This is a genomic window from Peribacillus kribbensis DSM 17871, from assembly GCF_000430765.1.
In the GTDB taxonomy this organism is placed as follows: Bacteria; Bacillota; Bacilli; order Bacillales; family DSM-1321; genus Paraperibacillus; species Paraperibacillus kribbensis.
Map to the genome: position 1 here is coordinate 81,108 of NZ_KE387242.1, position 18,954 is coordinate 100,061.

17 protein-coding genes and 2 pseudogenes are annotated in these 18,954 nt (G+C 38.5%); 15 read left to right on the top strand and 4 right to left on the bottom strand.

Annotated elements, in window-relative coordinates:
• Positions 1 to 53: 53 nt before the first annotated feature.
• The 7 genes and pseudogenes from H539_RS0122340 to H539_RS32920 all read left to right on the top strand — a co-directional run bounded on the left by H539_RS0122340 (position 54) and on the right by H539_RS32920 (position 5,680).
• Positions 54 to 764, top strand: a complete 711-nt coding sequence (locus H539_RS0122340; RefSeq protein WP_026695373.1) for an SAM-dependent methyltransferase — start codon at positions 54 to 56, stop codon at positions 762 to 764.
• Positions 765 to 946: 182 nt separating this feature from the next.
• Positions 947 to 1,672, top strand: a complete 726-nt coding sequence (locus H539_RS0122345) for an alpha/beta fold hydrolase (RefSeq protein ID WP_026695374.1) — start codon at positions 947 to 949, stop codon at positions 1,670 to 1,672.
• Between the two features lie 20 nt (positions 1,673 to 1,692).
• Positions 1,693 to 2,074 (top strand): annotated as a pseudogene (locus H539_RS30325) (NUDIX hydrolase).
• Between the two features lie 648 nt (positions 2,075 to 2,722).
• Positions 2,723 to 3,427: a hypothetical protein gene (locus H539_RS0122360; RefSeq protein WP_026695376.1), complete on the top strand. Its 705-nt coding sequence runs from the start codon at positions 2,723 to 2,725 to the stop codon at positions 3,425 to 3,427.
• Positions 3,428 to 3,656: 229 nt separating this feature from the next.
• Positions 3,657 to 4,295 carry a VIT1/CCC1 transporter family protein gene (locus H539_RS0122365; RefSeq protein ID WP_425414762.1) on the top strand — a complete coding sequence of 213 codons (639 nt, stop codon included), beginning with the start codon at positions 3,657 to 3,659 and terminating at the stop codon, positions 4,293 to 4,295.
• Between the two features lie 346 nt (positions 4,296 to 4,641).
• Positions 4,642 to 5,085, top strand: a complete 444-nt coding sequence (locus tag H539_RS0122370; protein WP_026695378.1) for a hypothetical protein — start codon at positions 4,642 to 4,644, stop codon at positions 5,083 to 5,085.
• 346 nt (positions 5,086 to 5,431) lie between these two features.
• The gene (locus H539_RS32920; RefSeq protein ID WP_245602239.1) at positions 5,432 to 5,680 is read left to right on the top strand and encodes a hypothetical protein; all 249 of its coding nucleotides are present in this window, start codon (positions 5,432 to 5,434) and stop codon (positions 5,678 to 5,680) included.
• 509 nt (positions 5,681 to 6,189) lie between these two features.
• Here H539_RS32920 and H539_RS0122380 read toward each other — a convergent pair.
• Positions 6,190 to 6,861: a sugar transferase gene (locus tag H539_RS0122380; protein ID WP_026695379.1), complete on the bottom strand. Its 672-nt coding sequence runs from the start codon at positions 6,859 to 6,861 to the stop codon at positions 6,190 to 6,192.
• 276 nt (positions 6,862 to 7,137) lie between these two features.
• Between H539_RS0122380 and H539_RS30330 the strand changes: the two genes are divergently transcribed.
• Positions 7,138 to 8,055, top strand: coding sequence for a polymorphic toxin type 44 domain-containing protein (locus H539_RS30330; protein ID WP_051348745.1), 918 nt, complete (start codon positions 7,138 to 7,140; stop codon positions 8,053 to 8,055).
• Between the two features lie 1,060 nt (positions 8,056 to 9,115).
• Positions 9,116 to 10,915 (top strand): terpene cyclase/mutase family protein, encoded by a 1,800-nt coding sequence (locus H539_RS0122390; RefSeq protein WP_026695380.1) that lies wholly within the window; start codon positions 9,116 to 9,118, stop codon positions 10,913 to 10,915.
• A 630-nt stretch (positions 10,916 to 11,545) separates the two neighbouring features.
• Here the strand turns inward: H539_RS0122390 and H539_RS31065 are convergent.
• Positions 11,546 to 11,674 carry a YjcZ family sporulation protein gene (locus H539_RS31065; protein ID WP_081415993.1) on the bottom strand — a complete coding sequence of 43 codons (129 nt, stop codon included), beginning with the start codon at positions 11,672 to 11,674 and terminating at the stop codon, positions 11,546 to 11,548.
• Positions 11,675 to 12,070: 396 nt separating this feature from the next.
• Between H539_RS31065 and H539_RS0122400 the strand changes: the two genes are divergently transcribed.
• Positions 12,071 to 12,253, top strand: coding sequence for a hypothetical protein (locus H539_RS0122400; RefSeq protein WP_026695381.1), 183 nt, complete (start codon positions 12,071 to 12,073; stop codon positions 12,251 to 12,253).
• Between the two features lie 239 nt (positions 12,254 to 12,492).
• On the opposite strand, the gene H539_RS0122405 is transcribed toward H539_RS0122400, so the two are convergent.
• Positions 12,493 to 13,227, bottom strand: coding sequence for a glycosyltransferase (locus tag H539_RS0122405; RefSeq protein ID WP_425414756.1), 735 nt, complete (start codon positions 13,225 to 13,227; stop codon positions 12,493 to 12,495).
• 442 nt (positions 13,228 to 13,669) lie between these two features.
• Between H539_RS0122405 and H539_RS0122410 the strand changes: the two genes are divergently transcribed.
• The 4 genes from H539_RS0122410 (at position 13,670) to H539_RS0122430 (ending at position 16,231) form a co-directional block, all read left to right on the top strand.
• Positions 13,670 to 14,014, top strand: a complete 345-nt coding sequence (locus H539_RS0122410) for a PadR family transcriptional regulator (RefSeq protein ID WP_026695383.1) — start codon at positions 13,670 to 13,672, stop codon at positions 14,012 to 14,014.
• Positions 14,014 to 14,346 (top strand): DUF1048 domain-containing protein, encoded by a 333-nt coding sequence (locus H539_RS0122415; protein WP_026695384.1) that lies wholly within the window; start codon positions 14,014 to 14,016, stop codon positions 14,344 to 14,346. The genes H539_RS0122410 and H539_RS0122415 overlap by 1 nt, the downstream gene beginning before the upstream one ends.
• A 373-nt stretch (positions 14,347 to 14,719) precedes the next feature.
• Positions 14,720 to 15,481 carry an ABC transporter ATP-binding protein gene (locus H539_RS0122425; RefSeq protein WP_026695385.1) on the top strand — a complete coding sequence of 254 codons (762 nt, stop codon included), beginning with the start codon at positions 14,720 to 14,722 and terminating at the stop codon, positions 15,479 to 15,481.
• The gene (locus H539_RS0122430) at positions 15,482 to 16,231 is read left to right on the top strand and encodes an ABC transporter permease (protein WP_026695386.1); all 750 of its coding nucleotides are present in this window, start codon (positions 15,482 to 15,484) and stop codon (positions 16,229 to 16,231) included.
• A gap of 124 nt (positions 16,232 to 16,355) precedes the next feature.
• Here the strand turns inward: H539_RS0122430 and H539_RS0122435 are convergent, their stop codons facing one another.
• Positions 16,356 to 17,183, bottom strand: a complete 828-nt coding sequence (locus tag H539_RS0122435) for an STAS domain-containing protein (protein WP_026695387.1) — start codon at positions 17,181 to 17,183, stop codon at positions 16,356 to 16,358.
• A 363-nt stretch (positions 17,184 to 17,546) separates the two neighbouring features.
• Between H539_RS0122435 and H539_RS29430 the strand changes: the two are divergent.
• Positions 17,547 to 18,585, top strand: a pseudogene (locus H539_RS29430) (S66 family peptidase).
• Positions 18,586 to 18,954: the final 369 nt, after the last annotated feature.

Here is an 18,954-nt window from a genome sequence, read left to right on the forward strand (position 1 = left end):
TCCAATTATTCATGCTAATATAAATATAATCTTTTTAGAAGAGGTGAGTTTAGCTGAGTAAGGTTGAGCAGAGTACAAAGTTAGATTTAGAACGAATTGTTTTTATTGGGAGGACCTTTGAAGAGTATTTGGATATGTTCTCTTTTTCAGAGCGAGAGCTGCAAGGAAAGAAAATACTTGATTGTCCAGCAGGAGCCTGCTCATTTACTGCTGTTGGTAACAGGATAGGTTTAGATGTAACAGCTTGCGATATTGCTTATTACCATTCGGGTGAAGACCTAAAAAATAAAGGTCTCCAGGATATTGAACACGCTATGGAGCATATGGAGAAAGCCCAAGACAATTATAAATGGGAATATTTCAATGATATAGAAGGTCTTAGAAAACATCGTTTAAGTGCCTTACAAGAATGTGCTAAAGATATGAGGGTATCCAATGAAAGATACTTCCCTGTAACCTTACCTTCTTTACCGTTTAGTAATGAAGAATTTGATATTCTTCTCTCTGCACATTTTCTATTTATGTATTCGGATAGATTAGATTATCAATTTCACATTGAAACGCTAAATGAATTATTGAGGGTTACGAAAGAGGAAGTTCGTATTTTTCCTTTAGTTGATTTGGAGGGAAAAAGATATGAGCATTTAGATAAAATAATAAGTTATCTGGCTGACAATGGCTGTACAGTTGAAGAAGTGAAAGTACCATATGAATTTCAAACAAATGCTAATTCGATGTTAAAAATAAAAAAAGGATGGTCATAAGGGATCAACGTTGATGCGTTGGTCCTTTTGACTGCACATCTTGTTGAACTAACTGGTACTAAAGTGGAAGAGCGAGCAATTACAAGCGCGGTCTTTTTTTATTGTACTTACGGAGCATTTTTAAGAAGAAGTCTTAATATTGTTAATTTCAGATAGTTGGCTAAATGAGAGGAATGAACTAAATGACTAAAGAAATGTTTGTGCAAATAAGGGATTGTAAACTATATGCTAAATTGGCGGGAGAAAATAACGGAAAACCAACAGTCGTAATGGACGCTGGATATGGAGATTCTTCTAAGGCTTGGGATTCAGTACTTGGTGATATTTCTATGCTCTCAAATGTTCTACTTTATGATAGAGCAGGACTTGGAAAAAGTGAAACAAGTTCTAACCCCAGAACCAGCTTTGAGATAGTAAAAGAATTGAAGGAACTTCTTATTGAAGCGAAGATTACACCCCCCTACATATTAGTCGGTCATTCATTTGGTGGAGTTAATATGCGGATGTATGTAACTAAATACCAAAATGAAGTTCGTGGACTTGTATTGGTTGACTCTACCCCTGAAGATTACAAAGAAAGGTTTCTCCCAACGATGCCACAAGATTTTCAACAAGCATACAATAAGCAATTCGTTTATGAAGGCAGTTATGATGAATTTATGGAAAGCCTGACACAGTTAAAAGAAACCAGACAAAAATTAAATGTCCCAATAATTGTTCTTTCAGCTGGTAAGAAAGCTCATTATTCAAAGGAGTCACAAGAGTTATGGAATGAAATGCAGAGAGAGATTCTTGAAATATCCTCTGATGGTGAATTGTTGATTGCTGAAAACAGTGCTCATTATATACAAAATGATGAACCAGAAGTAATAGTGAGTGCGATAAAAAAGCTGATTGACAATAGTTAAGATTAGATTGTGAATGGCTAATAATTGAAAGAAGTAAAAAAAAGGAACATGCTGGCGGTCTGCTTTCCCTGGTTGGAGGTAAGGTGGATATAGAAGGAGATTCATTAGATATATTAGAAAGAACTGTAAAGCGTGAAATTTTAGAAGAAGTCGGTGTGAAAGTAAAAGAGAGGCTAACATATGTACACAGTACATCTTTCGTTACGGATACTGATGAAAATGTAGTCGATATTGTTTTTCTTTGTGTATATGAATCTGGTGAGGCGTATCCTAAAAGTCCTGATGAGGTAGAAGATGTGTTTTGGTTAACTACTGAAGAAATATTAAACCATCCAAATTCACCTATTTATTTAAAGGGAAAGCATTAAACATGCCGAGGAGTTGATCCCATTTCAATCCTAAAAAGGAATGAGTAGTTGCTAGACTTGACTAAATCCACAAGAAAAAGCATCTTATGAAAAACCTCCCAATTTATAGTTGGAGGGTTATTTGGCATGTCTTCAAAAAGTATAACAAGGAAGAAAATATATTTTATTAAGAAGTTCTTGACTCCTATTAGCTCGTTTAGTTCAAGGATTACTTGGCTGCTTAGACAGCCTTTTTTTTGTTTTACGAAAGAAATTAATAATCCTAAATGTTTACAAAAACTAAAGATACAGATTCTTGGCTCTGGTGGGAAGTGGTAAAACCACTCACTTTGGCAAAAGAACTATTTGCAAAGTGATCTTATTACGCATCAGCAAATTTTGATTACTTGGCTATGTTAAATAGCTTTGTTGATTGTTTATTTATCCAAAGGCATGAGAATTGTCAATATTCACCTTTATAATCACTTTAAAATAATTTCAGCGAGAAAAAGGGATAATGTAAAAATTAGATTTTCCCTTTTTATTTTTAATTTCATCTTTTAATTTTTAATGTGAATTTAATAAATCTTTAAATTGTATTTCAGTTTCAAGTTTTACACTTACTATAGTTTTAAAATATCTTCATGGGAAAACTGAATTAAATAAACGAAAATATTATTATTGAAAGAACGGAAGTGAATAAATGATAAATCGACAAGGAATCTATGCTGGGAAAAAATCATCGCCAGTGGACCGAAATGAACGAACTACTGCAATTGCTGGTGCTATCCTATTTGTATTTATCCTAGTGGAACTTTTCATCACAGCTAGCTTACACGGTCTAACCACTGAACATATTTTTGTGGGTATCCTCCTTTCCGGACCACTCGTCGTCAAGATGTTTAGTACAGGTTATCGTTTTATTCGTTACTATACAAGATCGACTGAATTCGTTCGGATAGGCCCGCCAAACATCGTCCTAAGACTTTTGGCACCATTTCTCGTATTAACCACTTTTTTAGTTTTCATTAGCGGATATGGACTCGCGTTTGGGCACGATGATAGTCTGTTTGGCAACATACATGCGACAAGCGTTGCTATATGGATACCACTTGTTTCCGTACACGCGTATGCATATATTCGCAAGGTTCCAGCTATCATTGCTAGTGATTGGAGCAGACAAACCAATCACCCAGTTCCAGGTCGAAATAGACGTCTAGGTATCAATATTGCAGGTCTGCTGGCTGGGGTGATTGCTGCTATCGTCCTGCTTCCTCTATATGCAGAGGGTTGGGGTCACCTTAAAATTCATTTACCAGGTCCTCTAGTTTTAGGTATTTTGATTGCGATCATTGCAGTATTGGTCACTATCCCTGTTTTACGTTTAACCAATAAAGCAAAACAGTAATGATGAGCCGCTCAATTGTGGATGATAAATTATATAGCCTGTGTAGTAAATAGCGAATATATTTTAAGGATTATTAGTTAAAGATATTATCAGTAGAAGAAAAATTCCTTCTAGGGTTACAAAAACTTATTAGTGGAATAAAAATATTTTTATAAAACATGGGGGATGACGGGTGCCATAAACACAGCATATTGAGAGACACTTCAGTGCTTCTGATACGATAAGAGACATAGTCATCGGGATGTCAGACGGTTTGACGGTTCCTTTTGCGCTGGCAGCCGGTCTGTCCGGAGCGGTACACTCTACTGGTCTTATTTTAACAGCAGGAGGAGCGGAAATTGCTGCTGGTTCGATTGCAATGGGGCTTGGCGGATATCTTGCAGCAAAGTCCGATGCCGACCATTATCGTGCAGAACTGAAGCGGGAATATGATGAAGTGGAAAGAGTTCCAGAAAAAGAAGAGGAAGAAATCCGAGAGGTATTCAGGGGATTTGAATTAGAGGAAGAACAAATTGAACCGATTGTACAAAAGCTTAAACAGTCTCCTGACAAATGGGTAGATTTTATGATGCGTTTCGAATTGGGATTGGAACAGCCGAACCAGTCGAGGGCATGGATTAGTGCCTTAACCATTGCAGTATCGTATATCGTAGGCGGAATTATCCCCTTAACTCCTTATTTTTTTGTCAATGTTCCAAGCCAGGGGCTATATGCATCCACTATCCTCACGTTAATTATTCTCTTTATTTTTGGAGGAGTAAAAGGCAGATTTACAGGAACCTCTATTTTTAGAAGCGGATTTGAAACTATGATTGTAGGCGGTCTTGCCGCAGCAGCAGCCTTCGCATTGGCAAGAAGCTTTTCTTGAAAAAGGCTGTTTTCGCAAACTTTGTTGTTTTTTAATCAAAAATAAAAGATATAGACTATAACAGTGTAACGTCCTTCGACTGCTATAGTTTATCTTTTTCCGAAAGGAACTCTTATAGAAAACAGAGAAAATGGGATTAGAGATGTTTTGATTGTGAAAAAATAAACTTAAACTAACGGGTGCGTTAGTTCAATAAAGATGAGCTGCTACGGCAGCTCTTTTTTGTGCTACTTAAAGTGCAGATCCAATTAAGAAGGAAAACTCTTCAAAACGTAGAAATTAAGGTAAGAACTTAAATTTTAAAGTGGTAAATGGATTCAGGTTGTAATTATTGGAGGTTTTAATAATGAGGGAACGTATTAAAATTATCTATGAGTTAGAACATCTGAAAGGATCTTGTTACGTTGAAATAAAACCAGGTAAATACTCTGGGGAAAATTGGGGCGAAGAGTCAATTTTCTTTACAGATGAAACCTTTACCTATTTTTCCAAGGCAATTGAAAAACATTATAAAAAATATTCACTATGGGGCATAAGTGAAATAAACAGGGAGACTTGGAAGTTAATCCTTGGGGAACTAGAGAATCTTAAATTATTTTTAACAAACAATCCAAAACCTGAAGATTTGAAGAAGCATATTGAATACTTGTATTTAGAGATCACAGAGAAATATATTTTAGGGCAACTAAATAAAAACTTAGATGATTTGGTGAAAGTAATTACTGAATTTCAATCTTGGATAAACAAAAAGAGTAAAGATAACGAGTATATCTCTGTTTTAGGTGTTTAAGAATTAATGGAAAGAAGTTTGTGTTTCCCTTTGCGGGTATGAAAGTTTCCAAAGTTTCTACTTCACTATCAGGTGCACCAGTCGAAGACCACTTGGCTGCTTAGGCAGCTTTTTTTGTATAACTAACGGCTCAGGTTAATGTAACAGGATTTCCAGTGAAATGGCGGTGAATTTGGTAAAATGGAGCCGGGGAGGGTGGTTGGAATGAATAAAGAAATTTGAAAAAATTGTTGTTAAATCTTTCTTTAACAAAAGGATTAAATTTGAATTATCTTTACCTAAAAAAAGATGGGACGCATTACGAGGATTACATCACAAATACTATGACACACTTCGAAATGAGTTTATGATTGAAATTCCTAAACCTAATTCAAACTTTGAAAAGATAGCTGAATTGTTGAAAAAACACGGTGCTGGAGAGTTTTGTTACTCAATATCGGACTGTAAAGCAATTGATGGGAAAGAACTGCCCTTATTATCCGCATTGGAAAAGGCTGTTGGATACGGGATGCCTTCAATAATTTCTTGTATTCCAGGAAAGCTGGCTTATTTTGGAGCTGAACAGGTTACGGATCTCCACCAAGATTTATTTTAAGGAGATCTTAAAAGTTATCACCCAAACGTTCTTATTCAGCTAAAAGGTGAGTTAGTTAATGATATTTGAGCTACTTTGACAGCCTGTTGTTATTGGGCTAATGGGGCAGTATTTGTTGAAGTAACTTCTTATAGTGAATACCTTTGTCACATGTTCATACTTGCATCTGATATTTCTTTTGCAGCTGACGGGTGTGGAAACGCACTCTTTTTGAACTAGCGGGTTCGTTAATTAAAGATAGAGGGCTGCCAAAGCAGCCCTTTTTGCACTTCTAGAGTAATCCAAAGCACCTTAAAACTGATTCGCTATTATTTTCAAATCACATTAAATGCAAAAAAGCCTATGGGTATTAAAGGATATCTTTTAAATTTGACCGTTTATCAAACACTGACGTTTTTACATAAAACCGCTATGAAAAAGGCGGTTTTTTCAATTAATCTTTTTTTTGAGAATGAATGAGGTGCTATCTTCTTGGCTTTCTTCTCTAGATTGCAGAATGTGATATTTAATTAAAAAGCACTCTTAGATCCAAACAATAGTAAAAACGTTTTAAGTATGATTTTAATATCGAGACATATTGACATATTTTTTATATAGCTTAAATCCAAGTTAACCATTTCTTCAAAACTTAATGTGCTTCTTCCGCTTACCTGCCATAGACCTGTACAGCCTGGGGTTACAAGAAGCCTCTGTTTGTCATGATCACTATATTCTTTTACTTCTCTGGGTAAAGCTGGCCTAGGTCCGACTATACTCATCTCTCCCTTTAAAACATTTAAAATTTGTGGCAATTCATCAATGCTTCTTCTGCGAATAAATTTTCCTACTTTTGTTAACCTGGGATCCTCCTTAATTTTGAACATTGCCCCAGAGACTTCATTGTACTTGAGTAATTGATCTAACTTTCCCTCTGCGCCGGGAACCATCGACCGAAATTTGTATAAATAAAAAGGATTACCATCTTTCCCAACCCGTTTCTGTTTGAAAAACACCGGTCCTTTTGGATTCTCTAGTTTAATTAGAATAGGAATAATTAAAAATAGCCAGGAAAAAATTAATAAACCGAGAACAACAGCTATAATATCGATTAATCTTTTTGCAAAAAAAAAGAACTTCAATTCTCTTAGATTGTAAGACAATGTGTCTATATTGGAAGTTTTATTTAAGGTGTCTTTATCCATCTAATTGCCTGCCTCTCAGGTTGCAAACCTTAAGATAATCCCAAAAAACGCTTAGATGTAAATAAAATATGGAGGGAAAGCGCAGGATGTGTGGTCGGACGTACTATTTTATAAAATTAGTTAAAGTAAGCAGGAGATTAGAAAATTCTCTTGTTAAACGGTTGCGGCCAAGAAGCCTTGTGCATACCCTATTGAAGGCTTAAGCTTCTATGGAGGTCCCTCCTGTTTATTTTGATTGCTATAGGCTGGTGAAAGTTAATAAGGTGGCGGTGGTATTTGGAACTTAATCGTTTAGTATATTTTTTTCAATACTTCCCAGATAAGAATCCAATTTACGGCAGACACATTGCATTGCTTGGAGCTGCTGCAGGTGTTTTTTTATGGATTGAATTTCTTTCCAAACTGTTGGAAAATGGTACGTTTGTCGAAGAGAAAGTTCACATTTTATGGTTGACAATTATGGTATTAATACCCGGTATCATGGCATTGACCGGTATTTTACTGAACTTTAAGTATTTAATAAGTGCGGCGTTTGGATTGAGTCTGCTGTTTACCGTTTATTTATTCACGAATTCTTTCATGCTAAGAGGATATTCCCCTTTCTATTTTCCCCCTTTGTGCTATCTGCTGTATGCAATATTAAATTTTCCGAAACCATTGTCAAGGACTGAAAAACTAGAAATCAAAAGTTTCATATTCGATCATGTCAAGGAAATTGAAAAAGAAACAGAAAAGAAGGAGCGATTTCAACTCCAGAACGAAAGTGAGACTGCATCTGCGATTACAGCCATTTATAAAATTAATTTGATTTCTGCCAGTAAAATAGCTGAAAACTATGAAAGATTCATTGAATCCAAAGGGCTGCCATATGCTAATACCTATCGGCTGGGAATTTTCTATGTATTAACCAGAACCAATGGAATTTGGGACTTAAAGCAGACGCTTGGGGAAGATACAACATACAAATTTAAAGGTGATCAAAAAACAGGGGAATATATCGGAAACCATCATTATGGTTATATGGGGAAAGCTATTGGCCTTAGCAGTACTGTTTTAAGGGTTGCAGCAGGCATGTATCAAGTTTATTCAGGAACATCAAGCTGGAAGTATGCACAATCATACTTTGACGATCCTTTGGATTCAGCTGCTGTACAAGATGGCTGCAATGATTATGATGAAGGTCACCGTTTTTGAAATCTTGAAATAGCAGGATTCCTGTATGTGTCTGTATTAAGTTTTGAAAGATGACCTCAACAAACACGAGGGCACTGAAAAACTTACGGTTTTTAATTAATTTTTTAACTTCAAAAAAATAGGCACCTTCTTGTTGGAATTACATTCTCAGAAGGCGCCTATTTTCATTTATTTGTACTATTATTTTTCTTTTAAAGGCGTAATAATACTTAGATTGAGAGATTCTTGGTTCGTAATCATTTTGAAAATCATAATAACATTAATTATAAACTAAAAAGGTAGTTGAAGGTTCAATTCTATTGAACTTACAACTACCTTTTTTAAACTGGACTTATTCAGTGCCCTCACAAACACAGAGATCATCTTCTTTTATATCGGGATGAATTGCTAATGCAGTTTGTCCCATGTGTCTTCAGGATTATTCGTCACCAGCCACCCCGAACACGATTCCACATTCTTCTTCGATGCGCTGCGTTTCGGGGATCAATTCCGCACCCCATTAACCATCTTGCTGCATTATCCCTTTGCTCCCTTGTAATAGGGACACCGCAAGCCGCGGAAAGACGATCAACTACACGATACGCCCCTGCGGGATGCCTTAAATGATGGGCTCGACAGGATAGCAGTATGCCGCAAACACGCCGAAAGCATCTTGGATCTCTAATTTTACTCCGGAAAGTTCTCATTAAATGAGGATCAATATACGCCACTTTTTTCTCCTTTCTCTTTGGCTGAAACCAAAAAGGTATAAGTTTGATCATGCTGTCTTTTATCTTATGTTGAGAAAACGCCGGAGAAACGGCTAGTATCTAGTGCAGTATAAGTTGGTACATTGTCCTTCTAATGATTTAAAACATATTCGTTCGAATACCCTGTTAACTACACGCTTTATCATAAAAGTTATGATGGAATACGGCTTCCAGTGGATGATACAATAATTATTTAAAGAGCAACACGATTGAATTTGGTTTGTTTCTCTATACCTGGATATGCCTTCACGTCATACACTGTTAGTAATTCCAGGGAAAGTACTTCCTGTTATAACAGCGGGGTATGACAATTGAAAGTAAATGAAATTGTTCAAAATAAAATAAATAAGCTTATCCAGCAAATCAGAGAACATCAATTGGCAGATGGAAAGTGGGAGTATTGTTTTGAAAGCGGGCCAATGACGGATGCCTATTTTATATTGATGCTGCGAAGCCTTGGGGTTGAAGAAGAAATACTCGTTCAAAAGCTGTCCCAAAGGTTAAAAAATATACAACATTCAAATGGTTCCTGGTGTGTTTTTGAAGATGATGGGGGTAACCTTTCAGCTACAATTGAGGCATACGCTGCTCTCTTATATTCAGGATATGCTACAGCTGAAGACGAAAATATGAGGAAGGCTGAGGAGTTTATCCTTGAAGAGGGAGGTCTTGGTTGTGCTCATCCTTCTACAAAATTTATGCTGGCTTTAAACAACCTGTATCCATGGCCAAGCAGCTTTCCTTTACCGCTTTTACTGCTTAACATACCTTCTTTTCTGCCTTTTAGTTTTTATAAACTAAGCTCCTATGTCAGAGTACACCTGGCTCCAATCTTAATACTAGGCTATAAGAGGTTCTCCTTAACGCATAAAGATACACCTGATTTAACTCACCTGTATAAAGAACGAAAGGGTGGCAGGGTGCAAAACGTTCTTTCTTTCTTCCGCCGGTTCATTCCGTTAAGCCGTCTTAATGGTTCGGCACTTAAAAAAGCAGAAAATTATATTCTGGATAATATAGAAGGCGACGGCACTTTATTCAGTTATGCAAGTGCCACTTTTTATATGGTATATGCGTTGCTTGCACTGGGATACGACAGAAATTCTCCATACATTCAGCATGCTATTTGGGGATTAAAATCAATGGTATACGATAAGAGCGGATTAACACATCTGCAGAATTCACCATCAACCATTTGGGATACTGCACTGTTGAGTTACGCCCTCCAAGAGGCAGGTGTGACTCCAAAGGAATCTGTTGTGCTATCATCCGTAAACTTCTTACAATCACATCAGCAAATTTCAGGAGGCTGGGGATTTTCTGAAAGCAATTCAATCCATCCCGACATTGATGATACTCAAGCATCACTTAGAGCCATTGCACGTTCTGCATACCAGGATGTACAAATATGCAAAACATGGAGGGATGGAGTCAACTGGCTGCTAGCCATGCAAAATAAAGACGGTGGATGGGGTTCATTTGAAAGAAATCGACATAAATCACTGCTCAGGTTGTCTCCTATAGAAAACTTTAACGATGTTGCTATCGATCCTTCAACAACGGATTTAACAGGAAGGGCATTAGAGTTTTTAGGGAACTTTGTAAACGTGACTTTAAATAATCCGCGGATTGCTTCTGCTTCAAACTGGTTAATCAGAAGTCAAGAGGAAAATGGTTCATGGTTTGGAAGATGGGGAGTTTCCTATATTTATGGAACATGGGCGGCCATAACGGGTTTGACTGCTGTAGGTGTAAAAGCAGACCATCCTTCAATCATAAGGGCTGTGGATTGGTTAAAAAGCATTCAGCTTTCGGACGGCGGCTGGGGTGAGTCATGTAAAAGCGACAAGGAAAAAAAGTATACTCCCCTTCCATACTCTACAATAGTACAAACCTCCTGGGCAGTAGACGCGTTAGTTTCAGCATGTGATAGCCTTACTCCTGAAATTGAGAGGGGAATATGGTTTTTAACAAGCTGTAAAGCGGATAAATCATTATCATACCAAACAGGAGCTGGGCTGCCTGGCCACTTTTATATTAACTATCATAGTTATAGGCACATATGGCCATTAGTTGCACTAGCTCATTACAATACAAAGTTTAAAAAATAACTCCATGCCGTTTGAAAATTTGGTCATTGTAATTACTTGAATTCATTCTTTTTTAACCTTGAAGAATCTGTGGATCCCTCGGTTTTTCGAAGAATTAGGAATGTTGCAGTTCTTTATTTCTTATAGCCAATGTCTCGAAAAAGCTGCCTCCCGCGGCTTTTTTGGTTTTGACTGTCATTGAGGGAAAAAACGAAGAGATGTTGTTACAAGTGGTGGTTTCGGCTAAGCGAAATCCTTTTCAACAAGGTGTATATCAAAGTCAGTTATTCAGTTTGGATATGTATATCTCTATGCTTCTTCAATACCAGGCACACTTATCAAGTACAGATGAGCAGCTATAAAAAATTATAATGAGTGAACAAATCTCCGAATATGATGTACGAAGGGGCAAACCCCAGATCCGCAGACTTCTTACAAAACGAAATCAGATAGCCAATACAAAAAGCCCCATCAATCAAGATGGTCTTTCAGGCTGTTGAAAAAGCCAGCAGCATTTTTATTGTAGATTTTATGAAAATATCTACTATAAATGGTATTGCAAAAAAACAAACCCCCTTTTCTTTAAATAAACTTGGAAAAGGGGGTTGTCTATAATCTAACCTATCTATGACAGTATTTCTCCTTTAGTTATCAGTAACCACTCCAATAAGTAGCTCCAATAATGATGAGGAGAATAAATAGAACCACAATCAAGGCGAAACCACTGCCGTAGCCGCCTCCGCCGCCCTCGCCGGAGCCACAGCCTCCACTAAATCCCATAATACAGCCCCCCCTTTATCCATTGTTAATATATAGTATGAGATGACTTAAGCATTGGACAAGGCAAATAACTATTGATTGTATAAAAGGGCACTATCAATTGCTTTGTTCCATAAATAAAACCGCATTAGCTATATGGTTTTACCGTTACCACTTATGAAGAATTATCTGGAACACTTTACTATTTATAAACAAAATGTGTCTCGAGTTCATCAGGATACTCTTTATCGTTTTATGAAAGAAGGGTTTTGGCAGAGTCATTTAAACAAAATGAGAACTCTTTACCGTAAAAAGCATAGTACCTTAATTTGGCCATAAAAAAATTATTTTGGACAAAATGTAACCATAATTGGTGAAAAATCAGGACTTCATATTGTTTTGGAAGTAAAAAACAATATGGAGGAGGAGCAGTTAATTAATGCTGCAATGAATGTGGGAGTGAAGGTTTATCCATTATCCATATATTGTGCCGGAGTAACAGGAAGCGTAAGGGTTAAAATCTTAATTGGTTTTGGAGGATTAACGGAAACTGAAATTATTACAGGAATTAAGTTATTAAAAAAAGTCTGGAAGCTCTAGATAAATCCAAATGAACTTTCTATTCGTGGAATCCAAAAAGCGGGGTTACTTCTTTAAAACTATGGATGTTGTGTTTGAGTCAATAGATTGGCGTGCAACAACAAAAGAAAAGGCTCCTGCTCATCTATTGGAGCAAGCCGGCCTAATTGGTCCAATTATTCTGGCAACCATCCTTTTGTTCGGATCAGCCTTTCTTACTAGAAGAAAAGGCTGGGGAATATCCGCCAGCCCTTTGCTGCTTAGTACTCATTGTCGTAATACAATTCTTCCGCCCGCTTCTTATCCGTTCCCTTCAGATAAGACCATATATATTGAGGGTTTTTGACCATAACCCAATCCCCTAATTTATCAAACTTTCTGCTTGATGTGACCATGCCAAAAGGGATGATGCCAAAAAGCTTTCGATTTGCCAGCCCCCACATCATCAGCCGATGGGCAAAATCGGCATCTTCGGCCATTAGCAATTCCTCATTAAATCCGTTGATGGCCACGAAATCTTTTCTGTAGCACCAGAAAATCCCAACCGCAATCAACCCATACTTGATTAGCATCGGAATGGATATGGCTGCGACAGATGTTAGAATCCCCAAAGACATACGGTCAAATAACCCGGATGTCCCGCCACCGATAAATAATCCGCTTGATAACAATAACTTCACTCTAGAAAGGAATCCTCTAGTCATTTTGGTATCTGCATCGATCGTAATCAGAATGTCACCAGTGGCTGCCTTTGCCCCTGCATTTCTAATTTTTGAAAGGTTTTTGTCGTCATTTTTGATCGTGATCGCATTATAAGATTTTGCGATTTCCTCCGTCCGATCTGTACACCGATTCAACACAACAATAATTTCAACCTGATCCTTATACCGCTTTGAAGCAGCTTTGATGGATTCCAGACATCCGGCTATATATTTTTCTTCATTGTGTGCAGGTATGATGATAGAAAACTTCTTATTCCTTTTTTCCTTTGTCAAAATTTCTCACCCTTTCTGTGTATCATTCAAATTCAAAGACTGTCAGCTTAGATGATTGATCCTAAGAACTCTCAGTTATATAAAATATGAAAGATGTGGACGATTGCTTGTACATCTGTCGTATTTCTTTTAAGAATGGTAGTGGGTTGAAATGAAATAATAAGACAAGATGTGCAAACTCTAAACCGAAAACCAAATGCCGATGGAGCCGCAATTGCTAAGAGAGAAAGGGTTTAGTGATTTGGGAAAAAGATAAAATGACATTACTATCACATTTTGACTCACTTACATCCTAAAGTGTAAGCTGTAAAAATTTTATTGACAAAAGAGGCTAATAAGCAATACTATATACTAGTAGTAAGTAACACTTAGTATTCAATTCGAAGATAATTCAGATGCAGAATACTGGAGAAAATAAGTAAACCCTTAATGGAGGTAGACATTGGAAAATATAACCGAAATGCTGAAAGGAGTACTTGAGGGATGTGTGCTTGAAATCATAAGCCGTGGCGAGACTTATGGCTATGAAATCACGCAGCAGCTGCGAAAACTTGGCTTTACTGATGTGGTCGAAGGCACCGTTTATACGATTACCATGCGGCTCGAGAAAAACCATCTGGTGGACATCGAGAAAAAGCCATCCACCATGGGACCTCCAAGAAAATTTTATACACTCAACGAAGCTGGAAAGGAGCAGCTTGAAATTTTTTGGAATAAGTGGGAATTCGTATCGAGTAAAATTAATGAACTCAAATCAAAAATAAATTCAAAAGGAGACATAACATAATGAGTATTTTTAAAAAAATCTTTGGGGATTTTAGCGAAAAAAAAACATGGAGGGAAATGGAAAGCCGTGCAAAGTCTTTACCTGAAGAATACTACAGCGCCTACAAAGCGATGCAAAAGTATCTCTGGAACACGGGCGGCCTGATTGACTGGCAAGAAACTAAATTAGTTTTTAATCACCTCATCGACCTTCTTGAAGAAGCCTCAGCTGATGGAAAGCGCGTTAAAGAAGTAACGGGCAGCGATGTAGCCGCATTCTGTGATGATCTAGTCGCTGATGCAAAATCTTGGGTTGATAAGCAGCGTCAAAAACTCAATGATGCAATTAAATAGCTAAGATTGTCATTAAAGAGATCTAAAAATCCCTCTTCAAAGTCTCGGCTGTGCCTGATCCTAGCAACATCCCAGAGATTTTCTGCATCTTTGAAGAAGATGCAGCTGCTGGGAAAGAAAAGATCACAGGAAAAGACATTGCTTCTTTCAGTGGAACTGCTGATTGAAAGTAAAAACATTGGGTAACCAAAAAGTCAGTAAAGCTATGAAAATCAGAAAAAATATTCCCGCTCTCTAGTGATTGTAAATATGATTGTGTGCCGCTATGATTCAGTAAAAATTTTTACACCTGTACTAAGTATTACAGAATATCTGTATAACTGACTAGTGTCTCGAAACATCTTTCTGAGTTTTTTATAAGGAGGACAAAAGGATGAACCAAACAGCCATCTCGGTTAAAGGGTTAAAGAAATCTTTTAATAACAAGGAAGTCTTAAAGGGAGTGGATTTTGAAGTAGGCTGCGGCGAAATTTTCGCACTGCTGGGCTCAAATGGGGCCGGTAAGACAACGACAGTGAACATCCTTTCGACATTGTTGAAGCCCGATGGGGGTGAAGCGTATATTTGCGGCTTTGACGTCCAGCGTCAATCCGATCATGTCCGCCAGAGTATCAGCCTGACGGGGCAGTTCGCTGCTTTAGACGGCATGCTCACCGGGCGGGAAAACCTGAAATTGATTGCCAAGTTACGCGGAGTTCCCAAGCCCTCCCAAGTGGCCGACAGTCTGCTTGCAAAATTCAGCCTGACCGATGCGGCCAGCCGACGGGCGGACCAGTATTCCGGGGGGATGAAGCGGAGGCTTGACCTCGCCATGAGCCTGATCGGGCCGCCAGCAGTCCTCTTCCTTGACGAACCGACAACAGGGCTTGATCCCGAGGCACGGATTGAAGTCTGGAATACCATCGAGGAGCTTGCCAGCAGCGGCACGACCATCCTGCTGACGACCCAGTACCTGGAGGAAGCTGAACAGCTGGCGGACCGTATCGCCATCCTGCATGGAGGTAAGATTATCACAACCGGTACTCTTACCGAACTCAAAGAAATGTACCCGCCTGCGAAAGTGGAGTATATCGAGAAGCAGCCAACATTAGAAGAAATTTTTCTCGAGATTATAAGCAAGAAGGAGGCGATGTAGATGAATAGCAAAACAGGGGTATTACTTGGGCGTTTAATGTGCAATATCATGCGCAGCCCGGATACGATTATCACGGTTGCGATCACTCCGATTATGATGATGCTGCTGTTTGTGTATGTATTTGGGGGAGCCATAGACGCAGGCACTGACAACTATGTCAATTACTTATTGCCGGGCATCTTGCTGATGGCGATCGCATCCGGTGTCGCTTACACATCGGTGCGGCTGTTTACAGATGTAAAGAGCGGGCTGATGGCACGTTTCATCACCATGCCCATCAAGCTCTCATCGGTTTTGTGGGCACATGTGCTGACCTCGCTTGTATCCAATGCGCTTATTGTTGTGGTGGTTATCCTCGCTGCGCTCTCAATGGGATTCCGTTCCAGCGCTGATATCCTGGATTGGCTTGCGGCAGCCGGGATACTCGGACTGTTTACGCTGGCGCTGACATGGCTGGCGGTCATTCCCGGATTAACAGCAAAATCTATGGAAGGTGCGACTGCCTACTCCTATCCGCTGATTTTTCTGCCTTTTATCAGTTCGGCCTTTGTTCCCACCGAAACCATGCCGAAAATTGTCCGGGTGTTTGCAGAAAACCAGGCTGTGACTCCCATCGTGAATGCGATTCGTGCCCTTTTGTACGATGGGACTGTGGGCAGCAGCATCTGGATTGCGCTAGCCTGGTGTGCCGGAATTATGCTGATTGCCTGCTTTTTCGCAAGTAAACTATTTAAACGCCAACTTGGGTAATATGGGTACACTGTCAGGCAGCTTTACTATGTAAGGCTGCCTGACTTCTTGAACTAGAATTGATTCTTTTAAGAGTGGATGGTGGTAATCAGAATACTAGTATAAAGACCGCACTAGGGTAAGTTTAGCGATTATACAGCTTGAACTCCTTCATGGCATTTTGGAGACTTGAGAACGAAGTAACTCCTTCCAGTCTTATTCCTAAGCTGACCATAGTCTGGGCAATTTCTGGACGTATTCCAGTTAGAGCAACTTTGACACCAACTAATTTAAGTGCGTCTATTACCTTGAAAAGGTGATTTGCAACCATAGTATCAATCATAGGGACACCTGATAAATCAATGATCACAAAGCTCAACCCCAGACTTGTCCCATAATTCAGGGCTTTTTCCATTAGATCTTGTGCTCTTTTTGTATCGATATCACCAATAATAGGGAGGATCCCAATATCTTCCGTAATTCTTACCATAGGAATGGACAGTTCTAAAGCAGTCATTTCAGCAGCCTGGATACGGGCTATGTAGGTTTTTGTATAGGATAAGCTAAGCCAATGCACAGCCCGGTCAACAACAGAGTCAAAACGGGAAATTAATACATAAAATTCTTCTAGTGATAAATGGTTCTTCATGGACTCATCTTTAATCAATTCACCAATCGTATCCCGATAAAACCGTACCTCTTCAATCGCAAGGTCCAAAGGTAAATTTAAATCAACTAAAAGGTGTACACTGTTGTTTCCCCACTCTGTCAAATGGCTATAGGTTTCTTCTATACTTTCGGAAATCGAATCGGCAAAAATCCTTATAAGTTCCTCTCTCCAGGAACGTAATTTTTCATCATTTATTTCCGAGTAGATGTTTTTATCTGCATTAAATCTCTGTATAGCTAATTGTTCTTTCAGACTTCTTACTTTATCGGCAATCTTACGCATGATATCGATTGAGGTTTCCATAATGGGATCATCACCTTTTAATGGAATTTCACAGTTGGGATACTGCTCACATATTCTTCCTGGCCACTCTTCCAGGAGAAGGTAATTAAGAAGTGTCTACAACTCCCAACATATACTTATGCATAAAAAGAATAGCATTAATTCACCTTGAATTTTGTCGGAATAGGCAGATTGATACTCAATAAAAAATAGAAATTTATCCTATTAAAAGTGATCTATTGGGCTAATGAAGCAGGATTTGAAAAATAGCCAGAGAAAATATGTGAAAAATGAGGTGTCCTGGCCTCCTAAAGATACAGCACTAGAGCAGGTAATTTAACGAACGTATAGAAATTAAAATATAAACCATCGAGTTCTTAAAGGGTGGCAGTCCATGTATTAATTAAACCAAAAAAATTACAAGCGGGGGATTGTGTTGCAACAGTAAGTCCTTCCTGGGGAGGAGCTGGTGAACCAGGACTTAGATGGCGGTATGAACAAGGTATAAAAAGACTAGAGGGAATTTTTGGACTGAAGGTTATCCTAATGCCAAATAGTTTGAAGGGTAGCGAATATCTTTATCGTCACCCGCAAGCGCACGCAGAAGATTTGATAAATGGCATTTAAGGATGAGAGTATCAAAGGAATCATTGCAAATATTGGCGGGGAGGATAGTATCCGCTTACTTCCTTACATAGATTTTGACGTTATACGTGAAAACCCCAAAGTTTTTATGGGTTACTCGGATGTGACCATAACCCATTTGTTTTGCCATAAAGCAGGAATTTCTTCTTTTTATGGTCCAGCCATAATGACCGATTTTGCAGAGAACGTGGAGATGGATCCTTATGCGATTGAAATGGTGAAACGAACGTTTTTCTCAAATATCATGATTGATGACATTCACCCGGCTGATCATTGGACGAGTGAGCGATTAGAATGGATAGAAGAGAATAAAAACCCTCAACGACGCTGCAGAAAAATTCGGGTTACGAGATGCTTCAAGGTTCAGGAGTGGTACAAGGGCGTTTGATTGGCGGCTGTATCGAAGTACTGGAGTTTGCCAAGGGAACAGAACTTTGGCCAGAGGAAACATATTGGGAGGATTGCATCCTGTTCTTTGAAACATCGGATGAAAAACCAGAGCCAAGTCTTATTAAGTATTGGCTGCGAATTATGCTGTACAAGGGATTCTAAAAAAAGCAGCTGGTATCATCTTGGGAAAACCGCAAGATGAGAAGTACTTTGACGAGTATAAAGAAGAAATTCAAATAGTAATGAGGGAATTTGATCTGGAGGATGTGCCCATTTTGTATAACTTGAATTTTGGTCATACCGAACCCAAATTTATCTTGCCCTATGGCGTAAGGGCAGAAATTGTGATAAGAAAACTTTTAAGATTCTGGAAAGTGGAGTTGTATAAAAAAGGGAAGCGTACAGCTGCTGCGGTCGCTCCTTACTCACATGCCGTTAAAGCAGGATATTTACACATTCTATCTGGGCAACCCCAGTTGACTCACAATAAAAGGGGATATTGCCGAACAGACACGCGGCAGGCTTAACTCCTGATCATGTTCGTCAGCTGAATAAAAACAAAAGCAGGAGGAGAAAACTATGTTTAAAATCCTTTTAAAAAAATAAGGGGAGATTTTCCCCTTAAATCAAAAATGTAGCTTGTCTCAGAGGATATAAGGGGAAGATTTCCCCTTATGGAAAGAAAATCCCTTCATATTCTTATGTTTTGAGTCAATAGAGGGAAATTCTACCTTTATTTGCGCTCTTTTTACTCATC

Bases quoted from the DNA above. Each gene is read 5' to 3' on its own strand.
- H539_RS0122345 (WP_026695374.1), top strand. From the start codon at position 947: ATGACTAAAGAAATGTTTGTGCAAATAAGGGATTGTAAACTATATGCT.
- H539_RS0122360 (WP_026695376.1), top strand. From the start codon at position 2,723: ATGATAAATCGACAAGGAATCTATGCTGGGAAAAAATCATCGCCAGTG.
- H539_RS0122370 (WP_026695378.1), top strand. From the start codon at position 4,642: ATGAGGGAACGTATTAAAATTATCTATGAGTTAGAACATCTGAAAGGA.
- H539_RS32920 (WP_245602239.1), top strand. From the start codon at position 5,432: ATGATTGAAATTCCTAAACCTAATTCAAACTTTGAAAAGATAGCTGAA.
- H539_RS0122380 (WP_026695379.1), bottom strand. From the start codon at position 6,861: ATGGATAAAGACACCTTAAATAAAACTTCCAATATAGACACATTGTCT.
- H539_RS31065 (WP_081415993.1), bottom strand. From the start codon at position 11,674: ATGGGATTTAGTGGAGGCTGTGGCTCCGGCGAGGGCGGCGGAGGCGGC.
- H539_RS0122400 (WP_026695381.1), top strand. From the start codon at position 12,071: ATGGAGGAGGAGCAGTTAATTAATGCTGCAATGAATGTGGGAGTGAAG.
- H539_RS0122415 (WP_026695384.1), top strand. From the start codon at position 14,014: ATGAGTATTTTTAAAAAAATCTTTGGGGATTTTAGCGAAAAAAAAACA.
- H539_RS0122425 (WP_026695385.1), top strand. From the start codon at position 14,720: ATGAACCAAACAGCCATCTCGGTTAAAGGGTTAAAGAAATCTTTTAAT.
- H539_RS0122430 (WP_026695386.1), top strand. From the start codon at position 15,482: ATGAATAGCAAAACAGGGGTATTACTTGGGCGTTTAATGTGCAATATC.
- H539_RS0122435 (WP_026695387.1), bottom strand. From the start codon at position 17,183: ATGGAAACCTCAATCGATATCATGCGTAAGATTGCCGATAAAGTAAGA.